Here is a 15,070-nt window from a genome sequence, read left to right as displayed (position 1 = left end):
AATCTTGAAATGAGCGACAACCTGATCGAAATCCGTGACTTGAGCGTGGCCTTCAACGACCAGACGGTGGTGCGCAACCTGTGCCTGGACATCCGCCCCGGCGAATGCCTGGCCCTGGTGGGCGAGTCGGGCTCCGGCAAGTCGGTGACAGCCCATTCGATCCTGCAACTGCTGCCCGAGACCGGCACCCGCACCACCGGCAGCATCCGCTACCGCGGCCAGGAACTGCTGGGCGCCGAGGCCAAGACCCTGCGGGAGTTGCGCGGCAATCGCATCGCCATGATCTTCCAGGAACCGATGACTTCGCTGAACCCCCTGCACAGCGTCGAAAAGCAGATCGGTGAAACCCTGATGCTGCACCGGGGCCTGGGCGGCAAAGCGGCGCGCCAGCGCATTCTGGAGCTGCTGGCCCTGGTGGGTATCCAGAAACCCGCCGAGCGACTCAAGGCCTACCCCCATCAACTGTCCGGCGGCCAGCGGCAACGGGTGATGATCGCCATGGCCCTGGCCTGCGAGCCGGAGTTGTTGATCGCCGACGAACCGACCACCGCGCTGGACGTGACCGTGCAGCGCAAGATCCTGCTGCTGCTCAAGTCCTTGCAGCAACGGCTCGGCATGTCCCTGCTGCTGATCAGCCACGACCTCAACCTGGTGCGCAGCATCGCCCAACGGGTGTGCGTGATGAAGGCCGGGGAAATCGTCGAACAGGCGCCTTGCGAAACCCTGTTCAGCGCGCCGAAACATCCCTACAGCTGTGAGCTGCTGCACGCCGAACCGGAAGGCGAAGCCCTGCCCCGGGACGAGCGCGAAAACGTGTTGCAGGTGCGGGACCTGCGCGTGAGTTTTCCCTTGGGCGGCGGGCTGTTCCGGCGCAAGGAATACTTGCGCGCCGTGGACGGTATCAGCCTGAACATCCAGCGCGGCAAGACCTTGGGCATCGTCGGCGAATCCGGCTCCGGCAAGTCCACGCTCGGCCAGGCGATCCTGCGGCTGATCGACTCCGAAGGGAGCATCCACTTCCAGGGCCAGGCCCTCGAGCAGTTATCCCACAAGGCATTGTGGCCGTGGCGCAGGAAGATGCAGGTGGTGTTCCAGGATCCGTTCGGCAGCCTCAGCCCGCGAATGTCGGTGCAGCAGATCATCAGCGAAGGGCTGGAGGTGCACAGCCCGTCCAGCCCTGAAGAATGCGAAGCCAAGGTGATCCAGGCGCTCAAGGAAGTCGGTCTCGACCCGCTGAGCCGCCATCGCTATCCCCACGAATTCTCCGGCGGCCAGCGCCAACGCATCGCCATCGCCCGGGCCTTGGTACTCAAGCCGGCCCTGATCCTGTTGGACGAACCGACCTCGGCCCTGGACCGCACCGTACAGAAACAAGTGGTCGCGCTGCTGCGCCAGCTCCAGGAAAAGCACGGCCTGACCTACCTGTTCATCAGTCACGACCTGGCGGTGGTCCGCGCCTTGGCCCACGACATGATCGTGATCAAGGACGGTAAAGTGGTCGAGCAAGGCGCCAGTCATGACGTGTTCGACTCGCCCCAGCATCCTTATACGAAGGAACTGTTGGCGGCGGCGCATCCCGGGTAATCCCTGTCAGCTTACGGGATTGCGTGCCGTGACGATCCACGCCGCGCCGTCGATCATCACCGACCGCTTGCCGGGGAGGCCCGCGAAGGCGGCACGAACCGCAGCCCAGGCACGAGCGCGGATGCCGTCGGGCTGGTCAGCGAGCACAAGCGACAGCGGGCCGCCCTCGAATGCCATCTTCACCGCTTCTTCGATCGCCTCGTCCCGCGTCTCGCCCTCGCCGAACGGGATGGAAGCATCGAAGGGCGCGATAGCAATATCGGTGAAGCCGGCCGCCGTCAGGATGCGCGTCACTCGCCCCCGGTCGCCGAAAGAGAATGGGCCGGGCGCTTCGGGATCGGTCGGTGCGGTCAGTGGGACGATGCCCTTGATCGCGCCCATCGGCAGGCGCACCCAATCGTTCTCGCCCACGCCGCGCCAGCAGACGAAAGCGACCCGCCCGCCCGGCCGGAGCGCGCGTCGCATATGGGTGAAGGCCCCTGTCGGATCGTCGAAGAACATGACTCCGAAGCGCGAGAACAGGATATCGAACGCGCCCTCGGGCAGCTCGGCGCTGCTGGCGTCGGCTACCCGGAACTGGGCCGGCGTATCCTGTGGCACCAGTGCGCGCGCTCGGCCGATCAGCGGTTCAGATATATCCACGCCCAGCACATGGCCGCCCGCGCCGACGCGGTCAGCCAGAGCCAGACTCGACGCGCCCGCACCGCAGCCGATGTCCAGCACACGTTCGCCCGTGGCGGGCGCGGCGGCTTTGATCGCGGCTTGGCCGAATACCGCAAACATGGCGTCGAGCCGGGCCTGGTTGGCGGCCCAGTACTCTCCGCTTTGGCCATTCCAGTCGGCGACCTGATAGGCATTTTGCTCTGTCATGACAATTCCTCGTATTGATTCGTTCTTCAGGCCGTGCAAAAGCCGGGGACGGCGACCTTCTGGAACAGGTGCGGGCTGCCTACGACGGATGACGGATAGGCCGAAAGCTTCGCGACGAACTCAGGATGGGTGAGGCCGGCGCGGACCGTCTCGGTGGATTCCCACACCACATAGTTCAGGTAAGTCGGGCTATCGCCGACCGCTCGATGCAGCTGCATGGAAATGAAGCCCGGTTGCGTCGTTATGATCTCGGCAGCCGCCTTGAAAGCGTCCAGGAAGCCAGCTTCGTCAGCGTAATCGAGCATGAAGAGGTTAATGAGCACGACCGGCGCGGCCGCGATGCCAAGTTGGCGCTCAAGCGGGAATTTATCGTCTAGCGGTTTGAATTTACGGTCTTGCGCCTTTTGGTCGGCCATGATGGTGCTCCCGTCTAGTGTGAAATTGAAACCGGCGTGATCGATGCTGCTTCGAAGCAACCTTTAGAAATTGCGACAACCAAAAAAGGGCATCTGTGCTCTCAAACCAGCATCGACTGCTGGGCGAAAATACCCGCCATCGCGCCCTGCCATGATGCCGTGGTGACCGAGGGCATGACGGGATTGGCAAGGTCGCCGGCGGCGTAGATGCCGGGCATGCTGGTTTCGCGGCGCTCATCGACCTTGAGGGCGATGCCCTGGGGTGTATCGACCGTGGCGAGCCCCAGCGATTCATGCAGGCGTGCAGACGGCTTGTTGCGCGGATGCGCGAACAGGATGTCAACCGCGACAGAGGGGCCGGCGTCAAGCCTGACGGTAGCGTTATGGCTCTCGTCATGGTCGATTTCGGTGATCCGGCCATCGACGACAGGGATGCCGCGGCGCGCCAGATCCGCCCGTATGTCGGGTGGAATGTCGTGACCATTGGCGAAGACCGTCAATGTGTCGGTCCAGTCGTGGTACAGCCTGACGTAGTTATGCGACGGCGGGCCGGACCAGACGAGGCCCCAATGCCGGCCGGCGACTTCAAAGCCGTCGCAATAGGGGCAGGGCACGATGGAGGAGCCCCACCCTTCGGCAAAGCCGGGAACTTCAGGCATCTGGTCGGCGACGCCATAGCTCAGGATCAGGCGGCGCGCCCTGAGGGTGTCGCCCTTGCCCGTGAGGACGGAGAAATCGTCGATAGCGCCGGAGACGCTCTCGGCCCGGGCATTGACCAGCTGGATCGTGGGATAACGCGCCAGTTGCTGCCGCGCCTCGGCCAGGATCTCCAGCGGTGGCTTATGGTCGTGGCCGAGCAGGCCATGCGAGTGATCTGCGAAGCGATTGCGCGGCAGGCCGGTATCGAGAACGGTGACCTTTCGCCGGGCACGGCCGAGTTGCAAGGCGGCGGCAAGACCGGCAAAACTGCCGCCGATGATGAGGACGTCATTCATGGTGTTAGGCTCCGCGCTGTGGATGAAGGGAGATCGGCTTGCAAAGTTAAGATACTGCGAAGTACCATAATTTACTAATTTGAATACTGTCAAGTACTGGAATTTTTTATGACCGAAAACAGCCAGGCCCGGCGCGGCCGGCCCGCCAACGAGGCGCTTGGCCAAACGATCGTCAACGCCGCGGGCGAACTTTTTGTGGAATTGGGTTTTCAAGCGACGACAATGGACAAGGTCGCCCAGCGGGCGAAGATATCCAAGCTAAGCATCTATCGGCACTTCGAGAACAAGGAGGCGCTGTTCAGTGCGGCCATTGCGGCCCACTGCCATCAGTTTGCACCGCAGGCCCTTATTGAGGGAGTCGGCGGTTCGGCGGCAGATCAACTCATGGCGGTGGGAACATCCCTGCTTCGCACACTGTTAAGCCCGGACGTGCGCAGTGTCGAAGCCATGATCATGGCCGACAAAACCAATCAAAAGTCGTTAAGCAAGCGCCAATACGAAGCCGGCCCCGCCTATGTCATCGCCCAGATCGAGGCCCTGTTGCGTCAGTTACACGCGAAGGCGGTGCTGAACGTGCCCGATCCTCTGGGGTCCGCCCGCTTGTTTGCCGCGCTTTTCAAAGGATCCGATCTCTTGACGATCGCCCGCTTCGATGAGGCGAGAGCAGCGGATGACAATGAAGTCGAATCCTATTGCCGGTCGGCCGTTGCCATGTTCATCGCCGCGCACGGTGGCGACGACCACGCGGGAGGATGATTATTTGATCACTCCGGGCAGGCTGGCCGAGCTTGCACAGATCGCGGTGCCCATCGTTTCTGCCAACGATGAGAAGACGCTCGCCTCTACTGCGGTCCAGGCTTCCGCCTGGATACGGTCGACGTCCTCCTCGAAAGATTGTACAAAATTACAAGCATGAACAATAAATAATGAAACAGCGATATCACCTGACAGTTTATTGCCAGCCGACTTTCCAGCGCTTGTCGTCGCGCAGTTCAGTCCAGTCGAACACCTCCACTCGCCCGCTATGTACCGCCTGAAGCTCAATCCTTACGGGAACTCCCGCTTCGTCACAGAACAGTTGGGTGACCATGAAATGCTTTTCCTGATTGACCGGCGTACAGGCCGTCCATTTGGAGAGCTTCAATTTACGGGGATTGAATGTGTTCAAGTGCGCTCCATGAAAGGCAGGAAGTCCAAGCAAAATCATGTACAAAAGCATAAACCCGTACAAGCTGATCCGAAAATAACGGCGGCGCTTCGATCCTAGGACTTCCCCCGGCATAATGCGGCTCTTGGCACCCGTCCATGGCTGCCGGCAAATCCCTCCTTTCTGGAAATGCCCGATGAACCCCACCGAAAGCCTCAAGGATTACAAGCGCGTCCGCACGCTGGCGATCCGTTCGTTGTTCGAGATCATCGAGCAGTCCAGCGAAGGCACGGTGATTGTCGACCGTGACGCGAACATCGTCTGGATGAACGAACGCTACGCCCGCCGCTTCGGCCTGAACTCGGCGCAGGAGGCGATTGGTCGGGCGTGCGAAAGCGTGATTCCCGGCAGCCTGTTGCGGGAGGTTGTGCGCACCGGGCGCCCGATCCTGCTGGACATGCAGGACACGCCCAAGGAACCCCTGGTGGTGATGCGCCTGCCGATCCACGACAGCGCGGGTGCGGTGATCGGTGCCATCGGCTTTGCCTTGTTCGATGAGTTGCGCAGCCTGTCACCGATGCTCAAGCGCTACCAGAGCATGCAGGAAGAACTGGCCTCCACCCGGTCGCTGCTGCGGGCACGGCAGGCCAAGTACAACTTTGCCCATTTCATTGGCACCAGCAGCGCCGGCCTGGAGGTCAAGCGCCGGGCCCGACGCAGCGCCAGCGCCGATTCGCCGGTGCTGCTGCTCGGCGAAACCGGCACCGGCAAGGAGCTGCTGGCCCAGGCCATCCATAGCGCTTCGCCACGGGCGCACAAGGCATTCGTCAGCATCAACAGCGCGGCGATTCCGGAATCACTGCTGGAGGCCGAATTCTTCGGCACCGCCCCCGGGGCCTTTACCGGGGCCGACCGCAAAGGCCGCGCTGGCAAACTGCAGATTGCCCAGGGGGGCACGCTGTTCCTCGACGAGATCGGTGACATGCCGCTGCCGCTGCAAAGCAAACTGCTGCGGGTGCTCCAGGAAAAGGAATACGAACCGGTGGGCTCCAATGAGGTGCTGCAAAGCGACGTGCGGGTAATCGCCGCCACCTCCATGGACCTGGAAGCGGCGATCAAGCGCGGAGAGTTTCGCGCCGACCTGTATTACCGCCTCAACGTGCTGCCGATCCAGGTCCCGCCGTTGCGCGAGCGCCTGGATGACTTGCCGGCCTTGAGCGAAGCGATCCTGGAAGAGCTGCGCAGCCAGCACGAACTGAACCCCACCGCCCTCGACCTGCTGCGGCAACACGCCTGGCCAGGCAACATCCGAGAACTGCGCAATGTGCTGGAGCGGGCCGCGCTGCTCAGTGATGACCTGGTGCTGACGGCGGCGGACATCCGCGCGGCCATCGGGACCTTTACGCCAGTGATGCGCCAGGAGGGCATGAGCGTCGAACCCCTGCCCCATGAAACCTTCAGCCAGGCCCGGGCGCGCTTCGACCGGCAACTGATCGAAACCACCCTCGCGCAATGCGGGGGCAAGGTGGTCGAAGCGGCCGAGCGGTTGGGGCTGGGGAGGTCGACGTTGTACAAGAAGATGGTGGCGCTGGGGATTGCGGAGTCTCAATAGAGAGACTTTATTCTCAAGATATAGACTTGTGATTTTTGAAGCGCTTTGCGCTCATCGCGAGCAAGCTCGCTCCCACAGGGGATTGGAGTTCCTCTGAAGTACGCGATCCACTGTGGGAGCGAGCTTGCTCGCGATGAGGCCTGCACACCCCACAAAAATCTCAAAACAGAGACAAACCTCACATCCCCGCCCTACAAACTCAAACAATTTCCTTATATTTCAGCAAGTTACACACCTGGCACAAAACTCGCTAAAGCCCTCCCCACAGCTTCACCACAACAATAACAATCCCAGGAGACACACCATGAGTGTGATCATTGCCTTGGCAGCCCTCACGCTGCTGATGGTCGCCGCCTACCGTGGCTACAGCGTTATCCTCTTTGCCCCCATCGCCGCCCTCGGTGCCGTCCTGCTCACCGACCCGTCCGCCGTAGCGCCCGCCTTCACCGGGGTGTTCATGGAAAAAATGGTCGGCTTCATCAAACTGTATTTCCCTGTATTCCTGCTTGGCGCCGTGTTCGGCAAGTTGATCGAGTTGTCGGGCTTCTCCCGCTCCATCGTGGCCGCGGCGATTCGCTTGCTAGGTACGCGCCAGGCCATGCTGGTGATCGTGCTGGTCTGTGCGTTGCTGACCTATGGCGGCGTGTCGCTGTTCGTCGTGGTGTTCGCGGTGTACCCGTTCGCCGCCGAGATGTTCCGCCAGAGTAATATCCCCAAGCGCCTGATCCCGGCCACCATCGCCCTCGGCGCGTTCTCGTTCACCATGGACGCCCTGCCCGGTACGCCACAGATCCAGAACATCATCCCCAGCACGTTCTTCAACACCACCGCCTGGGCTGCACCGTGGCTGGGCGTGATCGGTACGATCTTCGTGTTCACCCTCGGCATGCTGTTCCTGCAACGCCAGCGCAACAAGGCCCTGCGCGTGGGCGAGGGTTACGGCACCGAGTTGCGCAACGAGCCGGAAACCGCCGAAGACATCAAGCTGCCGAACCCCTGGATCGCCGTTTCGCCACTGTTGGCGGTCGGGCTCATGAACCTGTTGTTCACCCAGTGGATTCCCCAGTGGTATGGCAAGACCCACAGCCTGGCGCTGCCGGGCATGGCGACGCCAGTGACCAGCGACATCGCCAAGCTCACCGCGATCTGGGCGGTGCAGGCGGCGTTGCTGGTGGGCATCATCATGGTCCTGATATTCGGTTTCCGGGCCATTCGCAGCAAGCTGGCCGAAGGCAGCAAGAGCGCCGTGGGCGGCGCGTTGCTGGCGGCGATGAACACTGCGTCGGAGTACGGTTTCGGCGCGGTCATCGCGTCCTTGCCGGGCTTCCTGGTGCTGGCCGACTGGCTCAAGAACATCCCCAACCCACTGGTCAACGAAGCGGTGACGGTTACGCTGTTGGCGGGCATCACCGGTTCCGCCTCGGGAGGCATGAGCATCGCTTTGGCGGCGATGTCTGAAACCTTTATCAGCGCCGCACACGCCGCCAACATTCCCCTGGAAGTGCTACACCGGGTGGCCGCCATGGCCAGCGGCGGCATGGACACCCTGCCCCACAACGGCGCGGTGATTACCCTGCTGGCGGTGACCGGGCTGACCCACCGCGAGGCCTACAAAGACATTTTCTGCATTACGCTGATCAAGACCCTCGCGGTGTTCTTCGTGATCGCGGTGTTCTACGCCACTGGCATTGTGTGAGGTTCCCATGACAACCCCTCTTTCGGGCAAGACCGCCCTGGTCACCGGTTCTACCAGCGGCATCGGCCTGGGCATTGCCCTGAGCCTGGCCAAGGCCGGCGCCAACCTGATCCTCAACGGCTTCGGCGATGCCTCGACGGTGATCGCCGAGGTGAAACAGTTCGGTGGCAAGGTCGGGCACCATCCCGCCGATGTCAGCGACCCGGCGCAGATCGCCGACATGCTCGCCTATGCCGAGCGCGAGTTCGGCGGCGTTGACATCCTGGTGAACAACGCCGGGATCCAGCACGTGGCCGCCGTGGAGGATTTCCCGGTGGAGCGCTGGGACTCGATCATTGCGATCAACCTGTCCTCGGTGTTCCACGCCACCCGCCTGAGTCTGCCGGGCATGCGTGCCAAGGGCTGGGGGCGGATTATCAACGTCGCCTCGGTGCATGGCCAAGTGGGCTCGGTGGGCAAGGCGGCGTATGTCGCGGCCAAGCATGGGGTGATTGGCCTGACCAAGGTGGTCGGCCTGGAGACCGCCACCAGCAACGTGACCTGCAACGCCATCTGCCCGGGCTGGGTGCTGACGCCACTGGTGCAAAAACAGATCGATGATCGCATTGCCGCCGGCGTCGATCCGCAACAGGCACAGCATGACCTGTTGGCCGAGAAACAGCCGTCCCTGGAATTCGTCACCCCGCCGCAACTGGGGGAACTGGTGCTTTTCCTATGCAGCGAAGCCGGCAGCCAGGTGCGCGGCGCGGCGTGGAATATCGATGGTGGGTGGTTGGCTCAGTAGACCCCTTGCGATCCCTTGTGGCGAGGGGGATTTATTCCCTCACCACAAGAATGGGTCGCTCTATAGTTTGTGTGTACACAAAAAATAAGAGGCACCCCATGTCCGACATCCTCTGGCAACCCAGCCCCGAACGCATCGCCCAGTCGCGCATGAACGCCTTTCGCCAGTTCGTCAACGCGCGACATCAACTGCAGCTGCACGACTACCCGACCCTGCATGCCTGGAGCATCGACCAGCGCGAAGCCTTCTGGCAGGCCATTGTCGATTTCTTCGAGATCCGCTTTCACCAAGGGCCCGAGGCGGTACTGGTGGAAGGTGCGCAAATGCCCAGCGCCCGGTGGTTCCCAGGCGCCACGCTGAACTTCGCCGAACACCTGCTGCGCCGCCGCGATGACGCCGTCGCAGTGGTGGCGCTGGACGAAAACGGCGGCCAGGAACAACTCACCTGGGCCGAACTCGCTGCCCATGTCGCTGGCCTGCAAACAAGCTTGAAAGCCGCCGGCGTCACCCAGGGAGATCGAGTCGCCGCTTGCATGCCCAACACCTGGCAGACCCTGGTCGGCATGCTCGCCACCACCAGCCTGGGGGCTATCTGGTCGTGCTCGTCACCGGACTTCGGTACCCAAGGGGTCATCGACCGGTTCGGCCAGATCGAGCCCAAGGTGTTGATCACCTGCGCCGGTTATCGCTACGCTGGCAAGGCCATCGACCAATGCCCCAAGGTCAATGAAATCCTCGAACGGCTGCCGTCGCTGCAACAGCTGATCGTGTTGCCTTATGCGCAACCGGAAGTGCGCATCGAGGCATTCAAGACCTCGGCCGCTGTCGCGTTGTGGAACGACTTCTATCAACCCGGTGGCGAACCGGCGTTCGTCAGCGTTCCGTTCGACCACCCGTTGTACATCCTGTACTCCAGCGGCACCACCGACGTGCCGAAGTGCATTGTCCATGGCACCGGCGGCGTGCTGCTGCAACACGTCAAGGAACATGGCCTGCACGTCGACCTCGGCCCCGAGGACCGGCTGTTCTACTACACGACCTGCGGCTGGATGATGTGGAACTGGCTGGTGTCGGCCCTCGCCGTGGGCAGCACGGTGGTGCTCTACGATGGTTCGCCGTTCCACCCCGGTCCCGAGCGCTTGCTCGACCTGATCGACCAGCAACGCATCAGCGTATTCGGTACCAGCCCCAAGTTCCTCGCGGCCCTGGAAAGCGAAGGCCTCAGGCCGCAGCAGACGCATCGCCTGGACAGCCTGAAAACCCTCCTGTCCACCGGTTCGGCGCTAGCGCCTCACAGCTACGACTACGTGTACCGGGACCTCAAGCCCGATGTCTGCCTGGCCTCAATGTCCGGCGGCACCGACATCGTCTCCTGCTTCGTCAACGGCAACCCGCTGTCGCCGGTGCGCCGGGGCGAAATGCAGGGCAAGAGCCTGGGCATGGCCGTGCAGGTCTGGAACGAGGCCGGCAGTCCGGTCATTGGTGAAAAAGGCGAGTTGGTGTGCACCCGGCATTTCCCGGCGATGCCCATTGGTTTGTGGAACGACCCTCGGCAGGAAAAGCTTCGCGCCTCCTACTTCGCCCAGTTTCCCGGCGTGTGGGCCCAAGGCGACTACGCCGAGGAACTGCCCCACGGCGGCTTCCTGATCCACGGGCGTTCCGACGCCGTGCTCAACCCTGGCGGCGTGCGCATCGGCACGGCGGAAATCTATCGGCAGGTGGAGAAGGTCGAGCAGGTATTGGACAGCGTCGCCATTGGCCAGCAATGGCAAGGTGATGTGCGAGTGGTGCTGTTCGTGCGATTGCGCGATGGCGTGGTCTTGGATGAAACCTTGGCGCAACGGATACGCCAGGTCATCCGGGCCAACACCACACCACGGCATGTGCCGGCGAAGATCCTCGCGGTCAGTGATATTCCGCGAACCATCAGCGGCAAGGTGGTGGAGCTGGCGGTGCGCAATGTGGTGCATGGCGAGGCGGTGAAAAACACCGATGCCCTGGCCAACCCCGAGGCGCTGGAGCAGTTTCGGGATCGGCCGGAGCTTGCGAGCTGATAATTAAGGCCTCATCGCGAGCAAGCTCGCTCCCACAGGGTCTGCCAATCAACGCAGATCCATTGTGGGAGCGAGCTTGCTCGCGATGAACGATAACGCGGTTTCCCTATAAACCAATCAATCCATAAGCCCCCACTCTCCCGCCGCCGGATCGGCCGGTGGCACCGCGCCCGACTCGCTATGCAACTTCAGCCGCAACCGCAGGTTGTTCGCCGAGTCGGCATTTTTGAGCGCTTCTTCCTCATCGATGGCGCCTTCGACCACCAGGCTGAACAAGGCCTGGTCAAAGGTTTGCATCCCCAACTCCTCTGACTTCTCCATGATGCCCTTGAGCTCGCCCAGTTCGTTGCGCCGGATCAGGTCGGCCACCGTGGGCGAGCCCAGCATCACCTCCACCGCCGCCCGGCGCTGGCCGGAGCGGGTGCGCACCAGGCGCTGGGAAACGAATGCCTGGAGGTTGTTGGCAAGGTCGTTGAGCAGTTGCGGTCGGCGTTCTTCCGGAAAGAAATTGATTACCCGATCCAGGGCCTGGTTGGCGTTATGGGCATGCAAGGTGGAAATCACCAGGTGCCCGGTGTCAGCGAAAGCCAGGGCATGCTCCATGGTTTCCCGGTCGCGGATCTCGCCGATCAGCACCACGTCCGGCGCCTGGCGCAGGGTGTTTTTCAGGGCCGCATGGAAACTGCGGGTGTCGACACCGACTTCCCGTTGGTTGATGATGGATTTCTTGTGCCGATGGATATACTCCACCGGGTCCTCGATGGTGATGATGTGGCCGCTGCTGTTGCGATTGCGGTAATCGATCAGCGCCGCCAGGGAAGTCGACTTGCCCGAGCCCGTCGCACCGACAAACAGCATCAACCCCTGTTTCTGCATGACGCTGTCCAACAGCACCCGGGGCAGTTTCAGGTCTTCGAAGCGTGGGATGTCCAGCTTGACGTTGCGGATCACCATGGACACGTCATTGCGCTGTTTGAAGACATTGACCCGGAACCGTCCGACACCGGCCAGGGAGATCGCCAGGTTCATTTCCAGTTCCCGATCGAACTCGACGCGCTGTTCGGCGTCCATCAAAGACTCGGCGAGCCTGGCAATGTCGCCGACCTTGAAAGCCTCGTTGCCCAAGGGCTTGAGCACGCCCTCGAAACGCGCACACGGCGGCGCCCCCGTGGACATGTAAAGGTCGGAACCATTCTGGCTCGCCAGGATTCGCAACAACGGATCGATTTCCATGGACTGAAACTTCCGCGAGACATCAATGAAACCAGCTGAGCCGAACATGAAAGCCTTCCGACCCACCCGCACTTACCTTCCTCAAAGGATAGTAGACGCCGTGGTACAGACACGACAGCCAGGGATTGCGTGATGAACGCAACACCTGCCAGCAGCGACACACAGCGCCTGGCCAGCCAGGTGGACTGGGCCCAGACCCCATTGGGCGCTGCCCGGGACTGGCCCCAGAGCCTGCGCACCGCCGTGGACATCGTGCTCCATTCCCCCATGCCGATGGCCTTGCTGTGGGGACAGCAGCTGTCCCATCTTTATAACGACGCCTTCGCCCGACTGGCCGGTGACAAGCACCCCCGGGCGTTCGGCCAACCGACCCATGCAGCATGGCCCGAACTCAAAGGTTCGAGCGAAGGAATTTATCAGCGCGTGTTGCAAGGCCAGGGGCACACCTGCCGCGACCAACACTGGCGCGTGCCCTTCGCTGGCCGCCTCTGCGATGTCTGGCTGGACCTGACCTACAGCCCGGTGCGCGACGAAAGCGGCAGCGTCGCCGGCATCCTGATCACCGCCATCGAGACCAGCGAACGACGCCGCCTGGCCACGGAATTCGAACGACGCTCCGAAGCCAGTCTCAAGGCCCAGCACGAAAGCGAAGAACGCCTGCAATTGGCCCTGGCCGCCGCCGACGCGCTGGGCACCTGGGATTGGGACATCAGCGAAGACCGTTTTATTGCCGACGCACATTTCGCTTTGTTGCATGGCGTCGATCCAAACCTGTCGCGCCAGTTGCCGATCAGCGCCTACCTCGAAGGTGTGCATCCCGAGGACCGGGCGATGGTTGCCCGCAGCATCAAGCACTGCATCACCCACGGCACCGAATACGCCGAGGAGTACCGGCTGCTGCAGCCCGACAATGAGTTGCGCTGGGTGTACGTGCGCGGCCGTTGCTACAAGGACCGCCACGGCCGCCCCAAGCGTTTTCTTGGCGCGGCCCTGGACCTGACCGAACGCAAGCGCACCGAGCAAGCCCTGCGCCAGAGCCAGACCGAGCTGCAACTGATCATCAATGCCATGCCGATCCTCATCAGCTACGTGGACCGCGAAGAGCGTTTCCGGCTGAACAATAGCGCTTATCTGGACTGGTACGGCCTGACCCCGCAGGAGCTCTACGGCAAGACCATCCGCGAAGTGCTCGGCGAAGAGGCCTATGCCGCCCGCGCCCAACAGATCGCCGATGCCCTGGCCGGCAAGCCATGCAGCTTCGCCGTGCAGTCGGACCACCGCGACGGTCGCCCGCGCCATTCTCTGATCAACTACCTGCCTCGCCACGGGCCGGACGGGGCGGTGAACGGCTTCTACATCTTCGTGATCGACGAAACCGAGAGCCGCAAGACCGAGGAGGCCCTGCGCAACCTCAACGAAACACTGGAGGAACGGGTCATCGCCCGGACCCAGCAACTGGCCGAAGCCAACCACCGCCTGCAAAGCGAGATGTTCGAACGCGAGCGCGCCGAAGAAGCCTTGCGCCATGCGCAGAAAATGGAAGCCGTCGGCCAGCTCACCGGCGGCATCGCCCATGACTTCAACAACATGCTCACCGGCATCCTCGGCAGCCTCGACCTGATGCAACGCTACATCGCCACTGGCCGCACGGCCGAGATCGGGCGATTTACCGAAGCGGCGGTGTCTTCGGCCAACCGCGCCGCGGCCCTGACGCACCGGCTGCTGGCGTTTTCCCGTCGCCAGTCCCTGGACCGCAAGCCACTGGATGCAAACGAGCTGGTGCGCTCGCTCGAAGACCTGCTGAGCCGCACCACCGGCGATCACATCGTGCTACGGCTGCAACTGGCCAATGAGCTGTGGCCGGTCAGCACCGATGCCAGCCAGTTGGAAAACGCCCTGCTCAACCTGGTGATCAACGCCCGGGATGCCATGCCCGAGGGCGGCGAATTGATCGTCGAAACCGCCAACGTCTATCTCGACGGCACTGACATCAACAGCCTGGAGCCGGTCAAGGCCGGCGACTACGTGATGATCGCCGTCAGCGACAACGGCAGCGGCATGACCCCCGCCGTGCTGGCCAAGGCCTTCGACCCGTTCTTCACCACCAAGCCCATCGGCCAGGGCACCGGCCTGGGCTTGTCGATGATCTACGGGTTTGCCCAACAGTCGGGTGGGCATCTCAACCTGGACAGCGTGCCGGGCCAGGGCACCCGGGTGCAGCTGTACCTGCCGCGCCTGCGCGTGGCGCCAGCCCAACAACCCCTCGCACCGGAGACGGTCGACGTACCGCCGGCCATCGCCGGGGAAACCGTGTTGCTGGTGGAAGACGAGCCCGCGGTGCGCATGCTGGTGCTCGACCTGTTGAAGACCTTGGGCTACACCGCCCTCGAGGCCCGGGACGCCATGACGGCCCTGCCCATGCTGGAATCGGACCAGCGCATCGACCTGTTGGTGACCGACGTCGGGCTGCCGGGCATGAATGGCCGGCAACTGGCGGAAATCGCCCGTCAGCACCGCCCGGGGCTCAAAGTGCTGTTCATGACTGGTTACGCGCAGAAAGCCGCCGAACGCCAGGGGTTCCTCGAGCAAGGTATGGACATGGTCGCCAAGCCGTTCGCCCTGGATCTGCTGGCCAACAAGATTCGGACGATGATCAACCATGGCGCCTGACTTGAGGCA

The 15,070-nt window shown here is 62.6% G+C and carries 12 protein-coding genes; 7 read left to right on the top strand and 5 right to left on the bottom strand.

Going from position 1 to position 15,070, the window contains the following annotated elements; translation table 11 throughout:
* The first annotated feature begins 9 nt into the window (after positions 1-9).
* On the top strand, positions 10-1,584 hold the full coding sequence (locus tag ACMTA2_RS12360) for an ABC transporter ATP-binding protein (protein ID WP_413795639.1): 1,575 nt from the start codon (positions 10-12) through the stop codon (positions 1,582-1,584).
* A 6-nt stretch (positions 1,585-1,590) separates the two neighbouring features.
* Here the strand turns inward: ACMTA2_RS12360 and ACMTA2_RS12355 are convergent, their stop codons facing one another.
* The 3 genes from ACMTA2_RS12355 to ACMTA2_RS12345 form a co-directional block, all read right to left on the bottom strand.
* Positions 1,591-2,454, bottom strand: a complete 864-nt coding sequence (locus ACMTA2_RS12355) for a class I SAM-dependent methyltransferase (RefSeq protein ID WP_413795072.1) — start codon at positions 2,452-2,454, stop codon at positions 1,591-1,593.
* A gap of 26 nt (positions 2,455-2,480) precedes the next feature.
* The gene (locus tag ACMTA2_RS12350) at positions 2,481-2,870 is read right to left on the bottom strand and encodes an antibiotic biosynthesis monooxygenase family protein (protein WP_413795071.1); all 390 of its coding nucleotides are present in this window, start codon (positions 2,868-2,870) and stop codon (positions 2,481-2,483) included.
* Between the two features lie 101 nt (positions 2,871-2,971).
* Positions 2,972-3,865 (bottom strand): NAD(P)/FAD-dependent oxidoreductase, encoded by an 894-nt coding sequence (locus ACMTA2_RS12345; RefSeq protein ID WP_413795070.1) that lies wholly within the window; start codon positions 3,863-3,865, stop codon positions 2,972-2,974.
* Positions 3,866-3,973: 108 nt separating this feature from the next.
* Between ACMTA2_RS12345 and ACMTA2_RS12340 the strand changes: the two genes are divergently transcribed.
* Positions 3,974-4,621, top strand: coding sequence for a TetR/AcrR family transcriptional regulator (locus ACMTA2_RS12340; RefSeq protein ID WP_413795069.1), 648 nt, complete (start codon positions 3,974-3,976; stop codon positions 4,619-4,621).
* A gap of 196 nt (positions 4,622-4,817) precedes the next feature.
* Here the strand turns inward: ACMTA2_RS12340 and ACMTA2_RS12335 are convergent, their stop codons facing one another.
* Entirely contained in the window at positions 4,818-5,033 is a 216-nt protein-coding gene (locus tag ACMTA2_RS12335; RefSeq protein ID WP_413795068.1) for a TIGR02450 family Trp-rich protein, read from the bottom strand.
* Between the two features lie 175 nt (positions 5,034-5,208).
* On the opposite strand from ACMTA2_RS12335, the gene ACMTA2_RS12330 reads away from it, so the two are divergent.
* The 4 genes from ACMTA2_RS12330 to ACMTA2_RS12315 all read left to right on the top strand — a co-directional run bounded on the left by ACMTA2_RS12330 (position 5,209) and on the right by ACMTA2_RS12315 (position 11,158).
* Positions 5,209-6,624, top strand: coding sequence for a sigma-54 interaction domain-containing protein (locus ACMTA2_RS12330; protein WP_413795067.1), 1,416 nt, complete (start codon positions 5,209-5,211; stop codon positions 6,622-6,624).
* A gap of 304 nt (positions 6,625-6,928) precedes the next feature.
* A complete protein-coding gene (locus ACMTA2_RS12325; protein ID WP_413795066.1) occupies positions 6,929-8,320 on the top strand; it encodes a GntP family permease in 1,392 nt (463 codons plus the stop codon).
* 7 nt (positions 8,321-8,327) lie between these two features.
* A complete protein-coding gene (locus ACMTA2_RS12320) occupies positions 8,328-9,104 on the top strand; it encodes a 3-hydroxybutyrate dehydrogenase (protein ID WP_413795065.1) in 777 nt (258 codons plus the stop codon).
* Between the two features lie 98 nt (positions 9,105-9,202).
* The gene (locus ACMTA2_RS12315) at positions 9,203-11,158 is read left to right on the top strand and encodes an acetoacetate--CoA ligase (protein WP_413795064.1); all 1,956 of its coding nucleotides are present in this window, start codon (positions 9,203-9,205) and stop codon (positions 11,156-11,158) included.
* A gap of 117 nt (positions 11,159-11,275) precedes the next feature.
* Here the strand turns inward: ACMTA2_RS12315 and ACMTA2_RS12310 are convergent, their stop codons facing one another.
* The gene (locus ACMTA2_RS12310) at positions 11,276-12,391 is read right to left on the bottom strand and encodes a PilT/PilU family type 4a pilus ATPase (protein WP_413795063.1); all 1,116 of its coding nucleotides are present in this window, start codon (positions 12,389-12,391) and stop codon (positions 11,276-11,278) included.
* Between the two features lie 132 nt (positions 12,392-12,523).
* Between ACMTA2_RS12310 and ACMTA2_RS12305 the strand changes: the two genes are divergently transcribed.
* On the top strand, positions 12,524-15,061 hold the full coding sequence (locus ACMTA2_RS12305) for a hybrid sensor histidine kinase/response regulator (protein WP_413795062.1): 2,538 nt from the start codon (positions 12,524-12,526) through the stop codon (positions 15,059-15,061).
* Positions 15,062-15,070: the final 9 nt, after the last annotated feature.

The organism is Pseudomonas medicaginis (genome assembly GCF_965119365.1).
In the GTDB taxonomy this organism is placed as follows: Bacteria; Pseudomonadota; Gammaproteobacteria; order Pseudomonadales; family Pseudomonadaceae; genus Aquipseudomonas.
The sequence above is the reverse complement of the archived record's forward strand: the minus strand, read 5'-3'. Positions and strand labels throughout refer to the sequence as shown.

Excerpts from the sequence above, each read along its gene's own strand:
- ACMTA2_RS12345 (WP_413795070.1), bottom strand. The coding sequence starts at position 3,865 with ATGAATGACGTCCTCATCATCGGCGGCAGTTTTGCCGGTCTTGCCGCC.
- ACMTA2_RS12320 (WP_413795065.1), top strand. The coding sequence starts at position 8,328 with ATGACAACCCCTCTTTCGGGCAAGACCGCCCTGGTCACCGGTTCTACC.
- ACMTA2_RS12350 (WP_413795071.1), bottom strand. The coding sequence starts at position 2,870 with ATGGCCGACCAAAAGGCGCAAGACCGTAAATTCAAACCGCTAGACGAT.
- ACMTA2_RS12310 (WP_413795063.1), bottom strand. The coding sequence starts at position 12,391 with ATGGAAATCGATCCGTTGTTGCGAATCCTGGCGAGCCAGAATGGTTCC.
- ACMTA2_RS12355 (WP_413795072.1), bottom strand. The coding sequence starts at position 2,454 with ATGACAGAGCAAAATGCCTATCAGGTCGCCGACTGGAATGGCCAAAGC.
- ACMTA2_RS12305 (WP_413795062.1), top strand. The coding sequence starts at position 12,524 with ATGAACGCAACACCTGCCAGCAGCGACACACAGCGCCTGGCCAGCCAG.
- ACMTA2_RS12315 (WP_413795064.1), top strand. The coding sequence starts at position 9,203 with ATGTCCGACATCCTCTGGCAACCCAGCCCCGAACGCATCGCCCAGTCG.
- ACMTA2_RS12360 (WP_413795639.1), top strand. The coding sequence starts at position 10 with ATGAGCGACAACCTGATCGAAATCCGTGACTTGAGCGTGGCCTTCAAC.
- ACMTA2_RS12330 (WP_413795067.1), top strand. The coding sequence starts at position 5,209 with ATGAACCCCACCGAAAGCCTCAAGGATTACAAGCGCGTCCGCACGCTG.
- ACMTA2_RS12340 (WP_413795069.1), top strand. The coding sequence starts at position 3,974 with ATGACCGAAAACAGCCAGGCCCGGCGCGGCCGGCCCGCCAACGAGGCG.
- ACMTA2_RS12325 (WP_413795066.1), top strand. The coding sequence starts at position 6,929 with ATGAGTGTGATCATTGCCTTGGCAGCCCTCACGCTGCTGATGGTCGCC.